The organism is Ruegeria sp. CH8 (assembly GCF_056536985.1).
In genome coordinates this window covers 135,468-153,183 of record NZ_JBQFQR010000011.1, presented here as the reverse complement: position 1 = coordinate 153,183, position 17,716 = coordinate 135,468, and the positions used below count along the sequence as shown (strand labels likewise).

Genomic DNA, 17,716 nt, shown 5'->3' with positions numbered 1-17,716 from the left:
TTCCCAAATGGCTGCGCCCAAAAACATGTTTAAACAGGCTCTAATCAATGGCGAACGGGTGATTGGCTGCTGGAACAGCTTTGCCGAACCCGTTGCGGCCGAGATCATGGGCACCGCCGGGTTTGACTGGCTGGTTGTGGATGGAGAACACGCACCGAATGACATCCGCTCATTGCGGGATCAACTGATGGCGCTGGCCGCCAGCCCCTCGCATCCGGTGGTACGGGTGCCGGTGGGCGATATCGCACTGATCAAGATGGTGCTGGATATCGGCGCACAAACCATTCTGGTGCCGATGGTCAACAGCGCCGAACAGGCGCGCGAACTGGTGCGGGCCTGCCGCTATCCGCCTGAAGGGCTGCGCGGTGTTGGCGCTGGCGCAGCGCGGGCCACGGGATATGGCTCGGTCACGGACTACATTCAGACCGCCGATGAGCAGATTTGTCTGCTGGTGCAGGTCGAAAACCGCGCCGGGATGGCGGCGCTAGACGATATTTTACAGGTTGAGGGCGTCGACGGCGTGTTCATCGGCCCGGCGGATCTGTCCACTGATATGGGGTTTCAGGGCAACAGCGCCGCCCCCGAGGTCCGCGCCACCATCGCTGATGCCATAACGCGGATCAATGCGGCAGGCAAAGCGCCCGGCATTTTGGGCACCAATGACGAAGCCAACCAGGCCTATCTTGAGATGGGCGCGCAATTTTTGGCCGTGGGGATCGACGTGATGCTGCTGGCGCAAGCCGCACGGGCGTTGGCGGCTAAATGGAAGGCAAAATAACGCCTTAACCCTGCATTGCGGCGGCGGCCTGTGCATACCCGCCCGAGGCCCCATCGACGAAATGAACATGGTCATCCCGCATGGCCGAGGGCACAAAACAGGTCATCATCGCCTCATCCTGTGCGTGCAACCCATAGCGGACCTTGCCCTGTTCGCGCGCCTGTTCCAGCATGATCTTGATTTGTTTGAGCGTAGCCGGATCGCAATCCAGCGTCATCTTCAGCCCGTCATCGAACTTGCGAAAATCGGCGTTGCGGCTGACCATGTGTTTGTAATGCCCGGGATCGAACTCACCCAGCTGTTTGCCGGTTTTGAACAACAGCGCGATCAGCAGGTTTTGCCCCAGCAGCTTTATCCTTTGTCCAAGCAGGTTGCGCCCCGCGCGCGAAACTCGAGCGTCCAGTTCGACATCCGGCGGTGGCCAGCTGATCGGAGGGCCGTTTTCCGGCACCGGGTGGCCGGCACGCTCCAACCGTTCCGAGGCCGTCAATACCGAGCGGGCCAGATCGGCAAAATCGCTCTCGGTCGCTTTCTGCGTCGGCTGGATCACCAACGAGACGATCTGGCCATAGCGCGCTTTACTGTTGGACCAACGGCAGGACAGGCCGGTCAGATCAGGCAGCGCGCCCGGCTCGGCGGGTGGCACCTCAAACGCGCCAGATTTCATCTGCGCTTCGGCCCAGACCAGCCCGCCACCCGAGAACATGGCATAATCCACCCCGTCCGATGGCGCATAGCGCGCGACCCGCAGGTCCTTACCCGCAAGTCGGATTTCGGACACCGGCACCAATGCCCCGCGTAGCGTGATCGAGAACTCTTCCTCGGCCCAGCGCCGCAACTCGGCCAAAACGGTTCGAGCGGTGTCAACGGCGCTTGCGGGCACGGCAAACCCTGCCCCGTCGCCACCAAAGACATAGGGAAACTCCTGCCCTTTCAGCGCGTTGATCATGGCCGAGATCACTGCCGCGCCCACCATGTTGACGGTTTTATAGCGGCCCCGCGCGATCTCACCCGTGGAATCGACGATATCGGCCACGCCCAGCGCCCAGTCACCGGGCACAGGCGTAAACCGCGCTGGCTGCGCCAGGCTGGTGAAGTCCCGCTGTCGGGGAAGGCTGTCATAAAAGGCGGCCTGTGCGTCTTTCATCGGCACCTCGGGGTGATGGGTCTTGGAACAGATAGCCCGAATGTGAACGCTGTCCGGTGAAAACAGTATAGCACACAAGCTTGTGTGGCGCACCGGGACGTGCCAAGCATTTCCGCGCAACCTGGGGAGGAAGGGGAGGTTCATGAAGGCAGGTCTGGTGGTCTTGTGCCTGGGCTATGTGCTCAGCCAGTTTTTTCGCGCCTTTCTGGCGGTACTGAGCGTTGATCTGGGCCGCGATATCGGCGCCACGCCCGAGGATCTGGCCTTTGCCTCGGGGCTTTGGTTTCTGGTCTTTGCGGCGATGCAGCTGCCGGTGGGCTGGGCGCTGGATCAGATCGGGCCACGCCTGACAGCAGCCGCGTTGTTGCTGGTCGGGGGTGCGGGTGGTGCCGCGCTGTTTGCTGTGGCCAGCACGCCGTTTCACATTGCAATCGCCATGGGGCTGATCGGGGTCGGGTGCTCTCCGGTGCTGATGGCGTCGTACTACATCTTTGCGCGAGAATACCCGCCTGCGCGGTTTGCGACGCTGGCTGCGGTGATGCTGGGCGTCGGGTCGGTTGGCAATCTGGTGGCCTCTTACCCCACCGCGCTGGCCGTCGAGCTGATGGGCTGGCGCGCCACGATGTGGGTTCTGGCGCTGTTCTCGGGCGCCATTGCGCTGGGCATCTGGATCACCGTGCACGACCCCAAACGGGTTGAGACCGAGCAACGGGGGTCCGTCCTGGACCTGCTGAAAGAGCCCGCTTTGTGGGCGATCCTGCCGCTGATGCTGGTGGCTTATGCACCCTCGGCCGCGACGCGCGGCCTATGGGCCGGGCCTTACCTGAGCGATATCTTTGCGCTCAGCACCACGCAGATCGGTACGGCGACGCTGATCATGGGGGCCGCGATGATTGCCGGGACCTTTGTCTATGGCCCGCTTGACCGGATGTTGGGTACGCGGAAATGGGTGATCTTCGGTGGCAATGCTCTGGGCACAGCGGCGCTGGTTCTGCTGTGCCTGTGGATCGATAACGCAGTCTGGCTGGCTGTGGTGCTGATGGCTGTGATCGGGTTCATGGGGGCCAGCTTTCCGGTCATCATGGCCCATGGCCGCGCCTTTGTGGCGCCGCATCTGGTCGGACGTGGCATGACCCTTCTGAATCTCTTCGGCATCGGCGGCGTTGGTATCGCGCAATTCGTCACGGGCCGCATCCATGCGGCCACGGTGGACATCAGCCCAACCGCGCCCTACACAGCGATATTCGGCTTTTTCGCGGTCACGCTTGCCATTGGCTGTGTGATCTACTTGTTCAGCCGAGACAATGTGGACTGACTTCAAAAGTGGAGAGCGCTGTGCAGGAAATCGAGGTGATCGCGCCAAACCTGAAACACAGCCTGTCTGGTGTCACCACAACTGTCATCCGCCTGCTGCCAATCCAGAAAGAGATGATCGGTATAGTCGCTACAGGGCCCGGCCTGCCGGACGATTTGCCCCATATCAGACTGATCAAAGTTCCGTTTCTATCCAATCGCAGACTGCGTATCTGGCACGCGCGCCGCAACACTGAAATGCTGATGGGCCTGTTCCTGCGTCACGTCCTGCGCAGGAACCTGAAGCTGCTGTTCACTTCAGCCGCACAACGGGATCATTCCGGGTTCACCAAGTGGCTGATCTCGAAAATGGATGCACTGATCGCCACAACTCCGCAAGCGGCCTCATTCCTGAAACACCCGTCGACCGTGATCATGCACGGTGTGAACACCGCACTGTTTCACCCTGCTGACGACAAACAGGCTCTGCGCGACAAGCTGGGGTTGCCCGGCGGCACGCTGATTGGGTGTTTCGGTCGTATTCGTCCACAGAAGGGTGTTGATTTGCTGGTGGACGCAGCGATCAAGGTGCTGCCCTCATTTCCGGATGCCAAGATCGTTTTTACCGGCAATGCGACGAAAGAGTTCGAATCCTTCCAGCGTGAGCAGGAAGCCAAGCTTAGACAGGCCGGGTTGGCCGACAGGGTGAAGTTTTTGGGCGAACGCCCATGGGAGGAAATTGTTGAGACCTATCGCGCACTGGACCTGTTCGTCGCCCCGGCCCGCCACGAAGGCTTTGGCCTGACCCCTCTCGAAGCGATGGCCTCGGGCGTGCCTGCTATCGCCTGCCACGATGTTGGTGCGTTCAGCGCGCAGATCAAAGATGGTGAGACCGGCCGTCTGATCGAAAAAGACAACGCCGCAGCTCTGGCCAATGCGCTTACCCATATGCTGGAAGACCCGGATCAATTGGCGACTGAGGGGCGGGCGGCCCGAACGCATGTCGAACAGAATTTTCGAATCGAGGGCGAAGCCGAAGCCATCGTGAAAGTCTACAGATCGCTGCTGAACACCGCCTAAGTCGCATCGAACCGTATCAATTCGCCGTTAATCCTGAAAATTGGAACTGAAAACCCTTTTTTCTTTGCTGCAACGCGGCTATGAACGCGCGTCCTTAACTTTGGAGACATGAAATGGGCTATCGCGTCGTTGTCGCCGGCGCCACGGGTAACGTGGGCCGCGAAATGCTGAACATCCTGGCGGAACGCCAGTTCCCAGTCGATGAACTTGCCGCCCTGGCAAGCCGTCGTTCGCTGGGCACAGAGGTTAGCTTTGGCGACAAGACACTGACAACCCAGGACATCGACACCTTCGATTTCACCGGCTGGGACATGGCGCTGTTCGCCATCGGCTCGGACGCAACCAAGGTCTACGCCCCCAAGGCGGCGGCCGCTGGCTGCGTGGTGATCGATAACTCATCGCTCTATCGCTATGACCCGGAGATTCCGCTGATCGTACCGGAATGTAACCCCGAGGCGATCCACGACTACAAAAACAAGAACATCATCGCCAACCCCAACTGCTCGACCGCGCAGATGGTTGTCGCGCTGAAGCCGCTGCATGACCGCGCCAAGATCAAGCGCGTTGTCGTGTCGACCTATCAGTCGGTTTCGGGTGCCGGTAAAGAGGGCATGGATGAGCTGTGGGATCAGACCAAAGCGGTCTACAACCCCACCACCGAAGTTGAACCGAAGAAGTTCCAGAAGCAGATCGCCTTCAACGTCATTCCGCAGATCGATGTCTTCATGGAAGACGGCTCGACCAAGGAAGAATGGAAGATGGTTGTGGAAACCAAGAAGATCGTCGACCCGTCGATCAAGGTCACGGCCACCTGTGTCCGCGTACCGGTTTTCGTAGGCCATTCCGAGGCCGTGAACATTGAGTTCGAGGAATTCCTGGACGAAGACGAGGCCCGCGACATCCTGCGCGAAGCTCCGGGCATCATGGTGATCGACAAGCGCGAAGCTGGCGGCTACGTCTCGCCGGTCGAATGCGCAGGCGACTTCGCCACGTTCATCAGCCGCATCCGTCAGGACTCGACCGTTGAAAACGGCATCAACCTGTGGTGCGTCTCGGACAACCTGCGCAAAGGTGCTGCCCTGAACGCAGTGCAGATCGCCGAACTACTGGGCCGTGAGGTTCTGAAAAAGGGCTGAGGTTGAAGCTCAGGAAATCAAAGAAACCCCGTCGTATCACCGGCGGGGTTTTTTGTTTCTCCGAACAGACTTAGATTATGTCAGCTTTGGTCGCGCGAACAAGCTACCCAAACAAGCTCAAATCAGAAAGGCACAGTTCAAGTGAGGTTCTTAATCCTGTTCCTTGTCATTCTGATCCTGATTGGCTTTGTCACCGCCCTCATTCGGTTTTTCCTGTTCCTAGCCTCTTTTTCGAGTCTGATTTTGCCTCGAACTACGCCGGTCATAACAGGCCTGTTGAGAGCATTTTTACCGGCGGTTGCGGATCTGTATGGCGGGTATTGCGCTACAAAGGGAATGCAAACGCAAGTCAGGAGCTTTTCAGAAACGCAGTGCTTTTCTTCAGGCCCTTCGCGATGACTATGGTTTTGTCCTACCTCTTGTTCGAGTTGAACGCGAAACACTGAGTCCTTGGGATGACGCAAACATCCCAAGATGGAACTGTGACTGTCATTTGTGGCGAGAGAAACTGACGAGCCGACAGAATTTTTCTGCCGCGCTCAACTTTACAACGCTTGCCCTTCACCATCAAAAAACTGCAGCTTCTCCGGCGCAAAGTGCAGACCGATCTTTGAACCAGCCTTGATCTCGGTATCGCCACCAAGGCGGACAGTGACTTTCTCCTCGGTTCCGCAATCAACGATGACGAACATATCGGCGCCGAGGTATTCGACCACCTCGACCAACCCGTCGCTGTGACCTGCGCCGGGTTCGACCACGTTGATATGTTCCGGGCGGATGCCCAACATCGTGGCCGCGCCGGTACGATCAAACGGGCCGCTGCCGCCGTTTTCAAGGCGGAAGCGATCTCCGGCCACGGTGCAGGGCAGGACGTTCATTTTTGGGCTGCCGATGAACTGCGCCACGAACAGGTTGGCGGGGCGTTCGTACAGCTCTCGGGGCGTGCCAACTTGCGCGATCTTGCCGAATTCCAGCACCACGATGCGGTCGGCAAGCGTCATCGCTTCGACCTGATCGTGGGTCACGTAGATCATGGTTCGGTTAAGGCTTTGGTGTAACTTGGCGATCTCATACCGCATCTCGACCCGCAGGGCGGCGTCGAGGTTGGACAGCGGTTCATCGAACAAAAACGCAGTCGGGTCACGCACGATCGAGCGGCCGATAGCAACACGCTGACGCTGGCCGCCGGACAGATCCTTGGGGCGGCGCTCCAGATAAGGCTCCAGCTTCAGCACCTCGGCAGCAGTGCCAACGCGTTCGGCGATCTCGACCTTGGATACACCGGCAACCTTCAACGAGAACCCCATATTCTCGGCCACCGTCAAGTGCGGATAGAGCGCATAAGACTGGAACACCATGGTCAACCCGCGTTTCGATGGTGGGTGATCGGTGACATCCGCCCCATTGATTAGAAGCGACCCGCGCGAGATATCCTCGAGCCCCCCGATCATCCGCAACAGCGTGGACTTGCCACAGCCTGAGGGGCCGACGAAGACGACGAACTCACCCTCTTCGATCTGCAGGTCGATGCCTTTGATCACCTGCACCTCGCCGAACCATTTCTCGACGGATTTGAGCTCGATGCTGCCCATCAGTTCCTCCCTGCCCAATGCAGCCAGACGGCGGCTGTCCAAGTGAATGAGTTGCCCCCGGCCGGGCTACCGGTGATCGGGTCGTAGTATTCAGCAAAGCCGTGGCCCGCGATTAGACGCGCGGTTTTCAGGCGCAGGGCTTCAGCCTCGACGCCGTGGCCCATTTCCGCAAGGCCAAAGCCCGCTAGCATGTTCATGAAGGCCCAGGTCGGCCCACGCCAATACCGTCGCTCATCGAACTTTGGCATGTTCGGATCATAGCTGGGGATCGGATGCGGCACGGTGGTCAAAACGATCTTCACACGGTCCAGCATCTGCGGGGATTGAATGCCCGCATACCAACACAAATAACTCGCGTTAGAGACACTTTCGGCCCATTCGCCTGTATGTGCATCGCGGGCATCAAAAGCGCCCAGCGCCTCGTTCCACAGCGACAGCGCACCGTCCTCAAGCCGGGCTACATCGGCGCTAAGCCCCTCGGCCTCAATGCCCAGTTCCGCGCTGATCGCCAGCAAATCGCGGGCCGCGCGCAGGGTGGTGAAGCTCATAGTCGGGTCGGCGACGCGGAACGGGTTGAGGTCCAGAAGTTTCTGCTGATCCCAACCGACCTCACGCCCGATCTGCACCAGTTTGATGTAACGGTCATAGTCGTACTTCGTGGGCCGGTCGGCGCTGTTCACATGGCTTGTGTCGCGGCGCTGATATTCACCCACGTCCGAGGCATCGATCCCCGCCATCGCGCCATCCCAGTCCGGCGCGTTGTCACGACCGGCCTCCCACGGATGGGTAGTGCAGACCGCGCCATGCTCATCCAGACGCCATGCCATGAACCAGCGATGCCAGGCCAGCATGGCCGGGAACAGGGCGCGAAGGCGTGCCTCGCCCGCGGCGCGGTCCTTCTCCCAAACCCGTCGCGCCATGGTGGCGGCCAGCGGCGGCTGGGTCACACCCGAAGACGCAATCGGCCCGGTGCCGCCCCAGACATCCGGTCCGGGAAAGTACCCGGGATCGGGTTTGTGAAACAGGATATGGGGAACCATGCCGTCGTCCCACTGGCCCGAGAACAGTGTCTCAAGCTCGACCCAGGCACGGTCGATATCGAACTCGGCAAAGCCCAGCGCCGCGACCGCGCTGTCCCAGTTCCACTGATAGGGGTAAAGGCCGCTGGTCGGGATCGTATAGCCGCCCCGATCATTGGCGATCAGGATGTTGCGGGCCGATTCACTCGGCGTCGTATAGTAGTTCATCTCAGTCATCCTTTGACCGAGCCTGCTGTCAGGCCTTTGGTCATGAAACGTTCAAGCCCCAGGAACAGGGCCATGATCGGAACGGTGGCTATCACCGCCCCGGCCATCAGGTGTTGGCGGGGAATTTCCGAGGAGTTCAGCATCGTGACGCCTCGAGTCAGGGTGAATTTCGACGGGTCGTCCAGCAGCATGAAGGCCAGCAGGAACTCATTCCACGCAATCATGAAGACATAGAGCGACACCGACGCCAGCGCCGGCAGGCTGAGCGGCAGGGTGATCTTCCAGATCACCGCCAGTCGCGACAGGCCGTCCATCAGACCGGCCTCTTCCACTTCGGTCGGCAGGCCGCGGAAATAGCCCTGCAGCATATAGAGCGCGACCGGGATCGTGGTGACTGGGTAGATCATCACGATGCCAAGGATCGAGTTGCGGAGGCCGGTCAGCGAGAACGCGATATAAATCGGCAGCGCCAGCACGATCATCGGCACCATGTAGATCAGCAGGATTGAGCGTGAGAACGCCTTTTGCCCCTGAAACCGGAACCGCGCCACTGCATAGGCTCCGGGCACACTGAACAGCAGGGTGATGAACACGGTCAGGCACGACACGTAAAAGGACGTCCACAGGTAGGTGCCGAAATTGAAGTCGCGGAACAGTTCCGTGTAGCTGCGGAACAGAGCCGTGCCCTGGCTCAGGTCGACCGAGAAATCCAGCGGGTTCTGCAGCAAAGCCTGTTGCGATTTTAGGCTGGTCATCACCATCACATAGAAGGGTATGACCACGATGGCGGTAAAGAAGATATAGCCGAAGCCGGTGCAGAAACGGATCACCGCATCTTCGAATTCGTGACGGGTGAGTTCTGCAAATGGCAACTCCTTGAGGATCGCGGCCATTGAGACATGCATCACCACGGCCACCGCGACCACGGTGATCAAAACCGCTTGCAGCGTGGTGTCCGACCCAATCAGGACCGGGCCAAAGCCGGTCAGGCAGGATAGGCCCAGTAAAGCCGCTACACCCAGACGGGCAGGAGCACGCCGCTCGGGAAAGCGGACATAAACCAGCCCGGCCACCGCACCCCAGATCAAGCTCAGCAGCACCTGCGGGCGAAACGCTGCGCCCGTTGCAAATGACATGGTGACCGCGATGGTGGTGGCGATCACCAACATCCACAGCGCGCCCAAAACGGGGCCGGTGATATACCCTTTGCGCATCACAGGCCCTCCTCTCGGCTGATGAAACGGAAGAAGACAAAGCTGAAGGCGATCAGGCACATCAGGATCACCACGGCCACCGCCGCGCCCGCCCCGATGTTCGAGACTGCAAAGGCCTGTTCATAAACATTCACGGTCAGCGTGCGAGTGCCCGCATTGCCGCCGGTCAGCAGGAAGATGTCGTCGAACTTGTTGAACGTCCAAATGAAGCGCAGCAGAAACAGCACCGACAGGATACCCAGCAGTTGCGGGATGCTCAGCAGCCAGAATTTCTGGAACGGCGAGGCGCCATCCATATCCGCTGCCTCATACATGCTGCTATCGATGGACTGCATCCGCGCAAGGATGAACAAGAAGGACAGCGGGAAATAGCGCCAGATCTCGAACACAGTGACCATGATCAGGGCCAAGGGGCGTTCGCCGAAGAAGTTGATCGGTTCTCTGCTGAGGCCCATTTGCACCAACAGCGCATTGGCCGAGCCCGAGAACGGATCGAACAGCGTGACCCAGGTAAACGCCACGGCGATCACTGGCGCGACATAGGGGAACAGGTAGAGGCCACGAATAAAGCCTTGCCCCTTGAAGCTTTTGTTCAGCAGCAGCGCGGCAAACAGACCCATGACAAGCGCGCCGATGGTGCCGAACACGGTGTAGAACAGGGTCACCCACAGGACGCCCCAGAACTCGGACCCGTCAAACACCCGGGCAAAGTTTTCGAGGCTGAATTCCAGATTGGTCAAAACGCTCGGTCCACTACCGGTGACGCGCGGTTCCGATCCTTCGACCACGTCCTCGAAGGCATCGGGGTCACCATCAAACGCGACCGGGATGCGGATGCGTTCCCGCTGACCGCCTTCCAAAGTGCCGAAATCGCAGAACAATTCCGACCCGTTCAGAACACAGGGCGCGGCAACTTCTCCGGCGGTTACTCCGTCGGGCAGTACATCGCTCAGGGTCACGCCTTCGATGGCGATCTCCTGGCTGGAGTTGCGCAGACGGTATTCGATCCGCAGATCGTCGCCCGATCCGCGCAGGCTTTCGCGGACAACCGGCGCAGGAGGGCGCAGGTCCGACAGGGTAAACGGCTTGAAGCTGATCCAGATGATTGCCAGCAAGGGCAGGATCACCACAAGCGACACGCTGATCACGGTCGGAGCCAGCAGCGCCCAGGCCAGACGCGCCTCGCGTTTGGCAAGCGCCCCGGTTCCGGTCGGTGGGGTGGCCGAAGACATGAGATACCTCGAAGGGTTGTGCGCAGCGGCGCGGACGCCGCTGCCGGTGCTGGTGGATTACTGAACCTTGGCCAGCTCTTCGTTCATGACCGCAACAGCGGCGGCGGCATCGATCTCGTCGTCGATATACTGACGCACGATCCGGTTGATGGCCTGAGAGTTGATCATCTTCGAGGCCAGCGACAGCTGCCCTTCGGCCACGCCCCAACGCTGAGCCACATCCAGACCGCCAACGATTTCGTCGATCATCGCCTGTTCGTAGAGTTCGCCCAGCGGGGCTTTGCGGTCCACGCCCACAGGCAGCTCGGCCCAAGCCTCGGCAAAGGCGGTTGGGTTGTCGGCGTTGCCGCGACGAACCGGGAACTTACCCTCGGGCGCGATGGCCAGGGTCTGGGTATAGCCCTGATCCATGGCGTATTTCACGAATTCCATCGCCGCATCGGTATCTGCATCGTTGGTGATGCCAAAGTAGCGAACGTCACCCCAAGCCGCACCATCGGGGTTCGACGGACCGGACAGTTTGGTGACGATACCGGTCTTACCCGCCAGATCGCGCGAGGTCGGGTCATCGGTGATGGTCGGCGGGGCGCTGTCGCGCAGACCGGCCAATTCGTCCAGAATGAAGGGCGACCAAATGATCATCGCGGCCTTGCCGTCAAAATACAGCTCGCGCGATTGCTTCCAGTACAGCTCACCCGGAGGGGACGCTTTGGAGATCGCCTTGTAGAAATCCAGAACCTCGGTGGTCTTGGCCTCATCCAGCGGCTGGAACCCGTCAGGGCCGACCGGCGAGACGCCATTGGCGAGGAAAACATGCTCCAGAACCTGGCTCATGAAGTTCTCGTCGACCTTGGTGGCCGAGACAAAACCGTACATTTCGGGCGGGTTATGCAGGGCCTCAAGCGCGGCCTGAATGTCGGCAAAGCTGTTGGGCGCTTCCAGACCGGCTTCATCGAACAGGTCCTTGCGGTAGACGACCATCTGGGTCCAGCCATCCACCGGCACGGATGCGGTTTCGTCATTGAACGCAGCCATGGCCAGCGCGCCGGGGGCAAAGGTGTCGGCACCCAGTTCCTCGATCACTTCGGTGGCGGCTTCGGTGTCCAGAATGCCAGCCTCGGCCCATGGCAGAGCGTATTGCAGCGTGTGATAGACCACGTCCGGCAGGTCTCCGGCGGCAAAGGCCGCAGTCGCGCGGGTGCCCAGATCGCTTTCGGTGACAGGGATCACCTCGACCGTGGTGCCGGTTTCAGCCTTGAACTGGTCCGCCATCTCTTGCTGTTTGGCCAGACGCTCGGGCTGTTCCTCAGTGGTCCAGAACCGGATCGTATCGGCCTGCACGGACAGAGCGGTCAGCGCTAGGGCCAGCGACGATCCAAGCATCAGTCTGGCGGCTTTGGGTGTCAGTTTCATATGTGGTCTCCTCCCGTTTTTTCCTTATTGAATTCAGTGCGTTTCATCGCCAGTTCCGCCGGTGTCAGATGCGGCGGCCCGTCCGATTCCCCTTCGATCAAAGTCGCCTCGGTCAACTCGCGCAGGTCGGCGGGGTCTTCGCCCCGGATCTGGCGGATCAGCAAGGTTGCCAGCCGCTGCCCGGCCATGCGGGAATCGACGGCGAATGTGGTCAGCGCGGGGCGCGCGTAACGGCATTCCGGAATGCCGTCATAGCCGATGACCGACACGTCGCGGCCAATCTCAAACCCCAGATCCTGCGCGGCGGCACAGAAGCCCAACGCGGCCAGATCGGTGGCAAAGACAATCGCGGTCGGCGGCTGATCCAACTGCATCAGCGCCATTGCCTGTGCGGCGCCATCTTCGCGCGTGCGGGCGCCTTCGCGGATCAGGTCGGGATCAAGAGGCAGACCCGCCTGATGCAGACCTTCGGTGAACCCATCGCGACGCAGGTGGCTGTAGTTGAACTTGGGATCACTTCCGACGAAGCCGATGCGCGTATGTCCGAACCCGGCCAACCGCAGTACAGCCTTGCGCATCGCGGTTTCGCCCGCGATGTCGAACCATGAGGTCTCCTCCCACGTGTTCGGCTGCCCGTACCCGGTGCGGCCATACAAGATATGCGGCACCTCGAGATTGCGCAAAAGCCCGACGCGCGCATCCTTGACCATCGTTCGCGGCAGGATGAAGCCGTCCGCCTTGCGTTCCTCGAACAGGCGGCTGAGCACCGTCAGCGTGTCACGTTCCGAGGTTGCGGTGGAGATCGTCATCGTCCAGTCCAGGCTGCTGGCGGCCTCACAAGCTCCGGCCAGAAAGTCCTGCAGGAACGGGTTGTGTTGGTCCGGCTCTTCGCTGTTCAGCACCATCGCAATGGCCCGCACCTGCCCGGTCCGGATTGCCTGCGCATGACTTAACGGTCGGTAACCCAGCTTACGGGCGGCGGTCTGGACCCGTGTCCGCGTGACCTCAGAGATATCGGAATAGCCGTTCAGCGCCCGCGACACCGTGCTTTTCGACAAGCCCAGATGCGCCGCCAACTCGTCCAGCTTCACCCGGCCAGAGACCGAGGTGCGATTCGCTGACGCGAAGGATCGATATGAGAGATTCGTAGCCATTTTTTCCATTTGTTTGCTCCGAAACCGGTTTCGGCAACGAAAAAGTTAAAAAAGATGCAAACTGGTCATTTTTTAGCGCCTTTGCTGATTTTTTTATTCTGAGGTCACAACTTAGCGGGGGGCGTACTCCGCTAACTCTGCGCTTCGACCACCGCTTTCAGATTGGACAGGCCGCGTTCATAATCGCCGCCCACCCAGTCATCCATCATCAATCCCATCCAACGGGCCATCGGATTCAGGCCCAGATCTGTGACGAATCCCCAGGTCACCTGCGTCTGATCACCCTCGGGCACCAGGTCAAACGACGCCGAAGCGGTGCCCATCGATCCGAAATCCAGCGCCGTTTTGACCGCCTGATCGGGAACGCTTTCGATGATCTCCTGCGATCCGGTCCCGACCTGCGGATTTTCCGAGCTCCAGTTCAGGGTATTGCCTACCCCGGCCTCGGGACCGCTATAGGTTAGCTGCGTTTCAGGATCACGCTCCAGCCAGGGCGACCATTTCTCGGTCTCCTGCATCGAGTTTATATAAGGAAAGATGGTCGCGGGCGGGGCGTCGATGACAATGCTGCGCGACACTTCGGCCCGCCCGGGTAGCAGATAGGAAACCCCGATCAGCAGCAAAACAAGCACAAGCAGAGCCAGAAGAATGCGTTTGATGAATCGCATGAGGCGTCCCCGATCCAAACCCGGATGGGGCGACTATAGCAAAAAATCGCGCGGAATCAGAGACCTGATCCCGCGCCCATCGAAAATTCGGAACAACCCGTCACCGGATTTCTGTTTGCCTCAGCTCGCGGTCACGGCTGATAGGGCAAGGACGAGTGGTGCAACACAATGCGCAGCACGCCTTCGGCATCCTTCTTGTAGCCAAAGCTTTTGTCGACCTGCGTGACGTTTCCATCTTTGTCCGTCAGTATGACCGCACCCATCCACATGGCAACATCGCCTTCGACAAAGCTGGCGGATGTTACACTTTCCATTGCACGCCAACCCTTGATACCGAACCCACCATCCAACGGGTATTCGGCGTCATGGCCGACAAAATAGGCAAGCGCGCCATGGTGCGTCGGGCGAAAGGTCTGGTCCCCCGACGCCAAGGTCGGCTTGAAAAGAACCGGTCCCAGATTATAGCCATAGGCAGCGTCCAGAACACCTTCGGCAACGGGGCGCGCCGCGTCGATACCGCCTTCTTCATAGGCTTTTGAAATTGCAATCAGCCCCTGACCCCAGGCTTCGCGCGCAGCGGTCAGTTCATCGGTGGTGATCGGCATGGGTCTGTCCTTTCCGCGGTTTTTTGGCAAATGGTAACAACCGAGTAGCGTTTCAAGCAACGCACTACCCGGAATTCGCCGAAAATTCGAGCCATTATCCAGCGCGAAAGCAAGGTTTTGCAAAGGAATTGGCCGTCAATGTCGGCCCATGCCGCGGGGGCGTAATGAACTGGGGTGATTGTGGTGGATAAGATACTCACACTTGAACACAAGGAAACCGTTCGGCTGGATCCGGACCAGCTGAGCGGATTGTATCGCCAACTTGGCGACAAGAACGCGCTGGATGTGCTGTGCCGCGCGGTCGAGGAACTGGCCGTGCGCCTGTCGAACTGCGAAGGGTTCTGGCGACAGCGCGATTGGGCGGGGCTGCGCAAATGCGCGCGCTCGCTGGTGGCGATCGCGGATCAAGTCGGCATGGTCGCATTGGCGCGGGTTGCCGGGGATGTGGCGCAGACCGTGGACACCGGCGATGCAGTGGCCACCGGGGCTACCCTGTCGCGGCTGATCCGGGTCGGAGAAAAGTCTCTGACCGTGATCTGGGATCAGCAGGATCTTTCCGTCTGACGGGGCTTGCGGACGGGCCGTGGGCGGCTAGGCTGGACGCAAACCGAACCAGCCGAGATTTCCATGACCCTGTCCTTTGCTTCGCCCTCTGAACCCTCGCTGCCACTGCACGTCATCGCGCAACCCGATCTGGATGACTGGCTGGCAGGCCAGCCGGATCATGTGTCGAACTGGGTACAGGCCAGCGGCTTTACCGGCGCACTTGGGCAAGTCGCCCTAATTCCGGGTTCAGACGGCGATCCAGAGTTTGCTGTGGCGGGCTATGGCAAAGTAGCAGGCCGCGCGCGCAAGCGGTTTCCGCTGGCCGCCGCCGCCGAAGCACTGCCCAAAGGCTCCTATTTCATTGCATCGGGCGTGCCCGCGGATGCGCTGGACACCGAATGTCTGGGCTGGCTGCTGACCGGTTATGCGTTTGATCGCTATGCCACGCAATCCGGGGCCAAAGCGCGTCTGGTTGCCCCCGAAGGAATTGATGCAGTGCGAGTCGAGTTTCTGGCTCAGGCCGAGGCCCTGACCCGTGATCTGGTTAACACGCCCACCGCAGATATGGGTCCCGATCAGTTGCAAGTCGCGGCCGAGGCACTGGCGCAGGAGTTCGGTGCCTCCTGCGACGTGATCAAGGGGCAAGCCCTGCTGGATCAGAACTTTCCGATGATCCACGCCGTTGGCCGCGCCGCCGCGCAGGAACCGCGCCTGATCGAGATGAACTGGGGCGACTCGGGTCCGAATCTGACTTTGGTCGGCAAGGGCGTGTGTTTCGATACCGGGGGGCTGAACCTTAAGCCCGGAAACTCAATGGCGCTGATGAAGAAAGACATGGGCGGGTCGGCCAATGTGCTGGGTCTGGCGCGAATGATAATGGCGTTGAAGCTGCCGTTGCAACTACGAGTACTGATCCCGGCGGTTGAGAACTCGGTCTCCGGAAACGCCTTCCGCCCCGGCGATATCCTGACCTCGCGCAAGGGTCTGACGGTCGAGATCAACAACACCGATGCCGAGGGGCGGCTGGTGTTGGCAGATGCGCTGACCCTGGCGGATGAGGGTGCCCCCGATCTGGTGATCTCGATGGCCACACTAACCGGCGCGGCGCGGGTGGCCGTTGGCGGTGATCTGGCGCCGTTCTACACCGATGACGACAGGGCCGCCGATGCCTTGGCGCGGGTCGCACAACAGGCCGCTGATCCAGTCTGGCGGATGCCGTTCCACGAACCCTATGAAGCGATGATCGAACCGGGCATTGCCGATCTGGACAATGCGCCCTCGGGCGGGTTTGCGGGATCGATCACGGCCGCGCTGTTCCTGCGCCGGTTTGTCGGCGACAGCCGCTACATACATTTCGACATCTATTCCTGGCAACCCAGCAAAGCGCCGGGTCGCAGCAAAGGCGGCCTTGGCCAAGGCCCGCGCGCACTGCTTACCGCCCTGCCCGAGATTCTGAATCTATGAACCAACAGCGCATCATAAACCCCGTGGTTGACCTGCTGCGCCACCCCGATGGCCCGCGGGACCGGCAGTTGTTGTTCGGGGATATTGTCACCGTGACTGAAGCCCAGGGGGGCTGGAGCCGTGTGACCGCAGACAAGGACAGTTACACTGGCTGGGTCGCCTCGGACCAATTGGGAGCAGCGGTTCCAGATACGCATTGGATCACCGCCCCCGCGACCCACGCCTATGCGGAACCGGATATGAAAAGCCCCGACCGGGTCTCGCTAAGTTTCGGCAGCAAAATTCAAGTCCTGTCGGAACAGGGCCGGTTTCTGGAAACGGAACTGGGCTTTATCCCCGCTGTCCACGCCAAGCTTAACGCCACACACCTGACCGACCCGGTCGCCGTGGCCGAGCTGTTTCTGGGCACGCCATACCTGTGGGGCGGCAACAGCCGGTTCGGGCTGGATTGCTCGGGTCTGGTGCAGGCCGGGCTGTTGGCCTGCGGTATCCCCTGCCCCGGCGACAGCGGCGATCAGGAGCGGGAACTGGGTCAGGCCCTGCCCGCAGGGAAGAACCCGAAACATGGCGATCTACTGTTCTGGAAAGGCCATGTCGCCTGGGTCTATGACGACAACATGCTACTGCACGCCAATGCCTATCACATGGACGTGACGTTTGAGCCGATGGATCAGGCAATCGCGCGCATACTGGATCAGGGCGACGGGCCCGTTACAGCCCACAAAAGGCTCTAATCAAGGTCGACTGAGCGGATCAGCTTACGCTCCAGCACCCGCAACACGGTGCGCAGGTCATGGCCGCGTTTCAGGATGCGACCGTCCATGCCAATCACCGAATACATCCCCTGCTTCTGCCGCAGGCGCGGATGTTTCTCGACCCGGTAGATTGGATGCTCGGCCGTGCGTCGAAAAATGGAAAAAACCGCCATGTCCCGTAGGTTGGAAATACCGTAATCCCGCATTTCTCCGGCGGCGACCATCCGGCCATAGACGGACAGGATATGGGACATCTCGCGCCGGTCGAACGCGACGGGCATCTGTGCCGAGTTAGCAGAAAACCGGCTGGGAGGCTGCATGTTCATACCCTCAGCCTTGCCGGAAAATGCGTTTGAATCAAGCCCAAGCACAACAAGGTGTGGTTTTTTTGG

General features: G+C 60.2%; 17 protein-coding genes. 7 read left to right on the top strand and 10 right to left on the bottom strand.

The features are described from left to right. The first annotated feature begins 7 nt into the window (after window positions 1-7). Window positions 8-778: an HpcH/HpaI aldolase family protein gene (locus ACR0ER_RS14155; protein WP_480769494.1), complete on the top strand. Its 771-nt coding sequence runs from the start codon at window positions 8-10 to the stop codon at window positions 776-778. 4 nt (window positions 779-782) lie between these two features. On the opposite strand, the gene ACR0ER_RS14150 is transcribed toward ACR0ER_RS14155, so the two are convergent. Next, window positions 783-1,925: a DUF3095 domain-containing protein gene (locus tag ACR0ER_RS14150; protein ID WP_480769493.1), complete on the bottom strand. Its 1,143-nt coding sequence runs from the start codon at window positions 1,923-1,925 to the stop codon at window positions 783-785. A 142-nt stretch (window positions 1,926-2,067) separates the two neighbouring features. Between ACR0ER_RS14150 and ACR0ER_RS14145 the strand changes: the two genes are divergently transcribed. The 3 genes from ACR0ER_RS14145 to ACR0ER_RS14135 all read left to right on the top strand — a co-directional run bounded on the left by ACR0ER_RS14145 (window position 2,068) and on the right by ACR0ER_RS14135 (window position 5,434). After that, complete coding sequence (locus ACR0ER_RS14145; protein WP_480769492.1) at window positions 2,068-3,240, top strand: MFS transporter; 1,173 nt, start codon at window positions 2,068-2,070, stop codon at window positions 3,238-3,240. Window positions 3,241-3,260: 20 nt separating this feature from the next. After that, on the top strand, window positions 3,261-4,298 hold the full coding sequence (locus ACR0ER_RS14140) for a glycosyltransferase family 4 protein (RefSeq protein WP_480769491.1): 1,038 nt from the start codon (window positions 3,261-3,263) through the stop codon (window positions 4,296-4,298). A 113-nt stretch (window positions 4,299-4,411) separates the two neighbouring features. Then, window positions 4,412-5,434 carry an aspartate-semialdehyde dehydrogenase gene (locus ACR0ER_RS14135; protein ID WP_480769490.1) on the top strand — a complete coding sequence of 341 codons (1,023 nt, stop codon included), beginning with the start codon at window positions 4,412-4,414 and terminating at the stop codon, window positions 5,432-5,434. A 545-nt stretch (window positions 5,435-5,979) separates the two neighbouring features. On the opposite strand, the gene ACR0ER_RS14130 is transcribed toward ACR0ER_RS14135, so the two are convergent. The 8 genes from ACR0ER_RS14130 to ACR0ER_RS14095 all read right to left on the bottom strand — a co-directional run bounded on the left by ACR0ER_RS14130 (window position 5,980) and on the right by ACR0ER_RS14095 (window position 14,559). Next, window positions 5,980-7,026 (bottom strand): ABC transporter ATP-binding protein, encoded by a 1,047-nt coding sequence (locus ACR0ER_RS14130; RefSeq protein WP_480769489.1) that lies wholly within the window; start codon window positions 7,024-7,026, stop codon window positions 5,980-5,982. Beyond that, a complete protein-coding gene (locus tag ACR0ER_RS14125) occupies window positions 7,026-8,273 on the bottom strand; it encodes an MGH1-like glycoside hydrolase domain-containing protein (protein WP_480769488.1) in 1,248 nt (415 codons plus the stop codon). The genes ACR0ER_RS14130 and ACR0ER_RS14125 overlap by 1 nt, the downstream gene beginning before the upstream one ends. A 5-nt stretch (window positions 8,274-8,278) precedes the next feature. Continuing rightward, window positions 8,279-9,487 carry a carbohydrate ABC transporter permease gene (locus tag ACR0ER_RS14120; protein WP_480769487.1) on the bottom strand — a complete coding sequence of 403 codons (1,209 nt, stop codon included), beginning with the start codon at window positions 9,485-9,487 and terminating at the stop codon, window positions 8,279-8,281. Then, complete coding sequence (locus ACR0ER_RS14115; protein WP_480769486.1) at window positions 9,487-10,719, bottom strand: carbohydrate ABC transporter permease; 1,233 nt, start codon at window positions 10,717-10,719, stop codon at window positions 9,487-9,489. Before ACR0ER_RS14115 ends, ACR0ER_RS14120 begins: the two co-directional genes overlap by 1 nt. 57 nt (window positions 10,720-10,776) lie before the next feature. Then, complete coding sequence (locus ACR0ER_RS14110; protein WP_480769485.1) at window positions 10,777-12,132, bottom strand: ABC transporter substrate-binding protein; 1,356 nt, start codon at window positions 12,130-12,132, stop codon at window positions 10,777-10,779. Continuing rightward, a complete protein-coding gene (locus ACR0ER_RS14105; protein ID WP_480769484.1) occupies window positions 12,129-13,295 on the bottom strand; it encodes a LacI family DNA-binding transcriptional regulator in 1,167 nt (388 codons plus the stop codon). The genes ACR0ER_RS14110 and ACR0ER_RS14105 overlap by 4 nt, the downstream gene beginning before the upstream one ends. Before the next feature lie 122 nt (window positions 13,296-13,417). After that, window positions 13,418-13,954 carry an SRPBCC family protein gene (locus ACR0ER_RS14100; protein ID WP_480769483.1) on the bottom strand — a complete coding sequence of 179 codons (537 nt, stop codon included), beginning with the start codon at window positions 13,952-13,954 and terminating at the stop codon, window positions 13,418-13,420. 131 nt (window positions 13,955-14,085) lie between these two features. Continuing rightward, window positions 14,086-14,559 (bottom strand): phosphoribosyl-AMP cyclohydrolase, encoded by a 474-nt coding sequence (locus ACR0ER_RS14095; protein ID WP_480769482.1) that lies wholly within the window; start codon window positions 14,557-14,559, stop codon window positions 14,086-14,088. A gap of 174 nt (window positions 14,560-14,733) precedes the next feature. Between ACR0ER_RS14095 and ACR0ER_RS14090 the strand changes: the two genes are divergently transcribed. The 3 genes from ACR0ER_RS14090 to ACR0ER_RS14080 all read left to right on the top strand — a co-directional run bounded on the left by ACR0ER_RS14090 (window position 14,734) and on the right by ACR0ER_RS14080 (window position 17,303). Beyond that, window positions 14,734-15,123 carry a hypothetical protein gene (locus tag ACR0ER_RS14090; protein ID WP_480769481.1) on the top strand — a complete coding sequence of 130 codons (390 nt, stop codon included), beginning with the start codon at window positions 14,734-14,736 and terminating at the stop codon, window positions 15,121-15,123. Between the two features lie 63 nt (window positions 15,124-15,186). Next, window positions 15,187-16,569: a leucyl aminopeptidase family protein gene (locus ACR0ER_RS14085; RefSeq protein ID WP_480769480.1), complete on the top strand. Its 1,383-nt coding sequence runs from the start codon at window positions 15,187-15,189 to the stop codon at window positions 16,567-16,569. Beyond that, window positions 16,566-17,303, top strand: a complete 738-nt coding sequence (locus ACR0ER_RS14080; RefSeq protein WP_480769479.1) for a C40 family peptidase — start codon at window positions 16,566-16,568, stop codon at window positions 17,301-17,303. Before ACR0ER_RS14085 ends, ACR0ER_RS14080 begins: the two co-directional genes overlap by 4 nt. Here the strand turns inward: ACR0ER_RS14080 and ACR0ER_RS14075 are convergent. Beyond that, the gene (locus ACR0ER_RS14075; RefSeq protein WP_170334182.1) at window positions 17,300-17,650 is read right to left on the bottom strand and encodes a DUF2794 domain-containing protein; all 351 of its coding nucleotides are present in this window, start codon (window positions 17,648-17,650) and stop codon (window positions 17,300-17,302) included. The two genes, ACR0ER_RS14080 and ACR0ER_RS14075, sit on opposite strands and share 4 nt — an antisense overlap. Window positions 17,651-17,716 lie beyond the last annotated feature (66 nt).

Bases quoted from the DNA above. Each gene is read 5' to 3' on its own strand.
- ACR0ER_RS14135 (WP_480769490.1), top strand. From the start codon at position 4,412: ATGGGCTATCGCGTCGTTGTCGCCGGCGCCACGGGTAACGTGGGCCGC.
- ACR0ER_RS14145 (WP_480769492.1), top strand. From the start codon at position 2,068: ATGAAGGCAGGTCTGGTGGTCTTGTGCCTGGGCTATGTGCTCAGCCAG.
- ACR0ER_RS14155 (WP_480769494.1), top strand. From the start codon at position 8: ATGGCTGCGCCCAAAAACATGTTTAAACAGGCTCTAATCAATGGCGAA.
- ACR0ER_RS14110 (WP_480769485.1), bottom strand. From the start codon at position 12,132: ATGAAACTGACACCCAAAGCCGCCAGACTGATGCTTGGATCGTCGCTG.
- ACR0ER_RS14095 (WP_480769482.1), bottom strand. From the start codon at position 14,559: ATGCCGATCACCACCGATGAACTGACCGCTGCGCGCGAAGCCTGGGGT.
- ACR0ER_RS14125 (WP_480769488.1), bottom strand. From the start codon at position 8,273: ATGAACTACTATACGACGCCGAGTGAATCGGCCCGCAACATCCTGATC.
- ACR0ER_RS14075 (WP_170334182.1), bottom strand. From the start codon at position 17,650: ATGAACATGCAGCCTCCCAGCCGGTTTTCTGCTAACTCGGCACAGATG.
- ACR0ER_RS14115 (WP_480769486.1), bottom strand. From the start codon at position 10,719: ATGTCTTCGGCCACCCCACCGACCGGAACCGGGGCGCTTGCCAAACGC.
- ACR0ER_RS14130 (WP_480769489.1), bottom strand. From the start codon at position 7,026: ATGGGCAGCATCGAGCTCAAATCCGTCGAGAAATGGTTCGGCGAGGTG.
- ACR0ER_RS14150 (WP_480769493.1), bottom strand. From the start codon at position 1,925: ATGAAAGACGCACAGGCCGCCTTTTATGACAGCCTTCCCCGACAGCGG.
- ACR0ER_RS14100 (WP_480769483.1), bottom strand. From the start codon at position 13,954: ATGCGATTCATCAAACGCATTCTTCTGGCTCTGCTTGTGCTTGTTTTG.
- ACR0ER_RS14105 (WP_480769484.1), bottom strand. From the start codon at position 13,295: ATGGAAAAAATGGCTACGAATCTCTCATATCGATCCTTCGCGTCAGCG.
- ACR0ER_RS14080 (WP_480769479.1), top strand. From the start codon at position 16,566: ATGAACCAACAGCGCATCATAAACCCCGTGGTTGACCTGCTGCGCCAC.
- ACR0ER_RS14085 (WP_480769480.1), top strand. From the start codon at position 15,187: ATGACCCTGTCCTTTGCTTCGCCCTCTGAACCCTCGCTGCCACTGCAC.
- ACR0ER_RS14120 (WP_480769487.1), bottom strand. From the start codon at position 9,487: ATGCGCAAAGGGTATATCACCGGCCCCGTTTTGGGCGCGCTGTGGATG.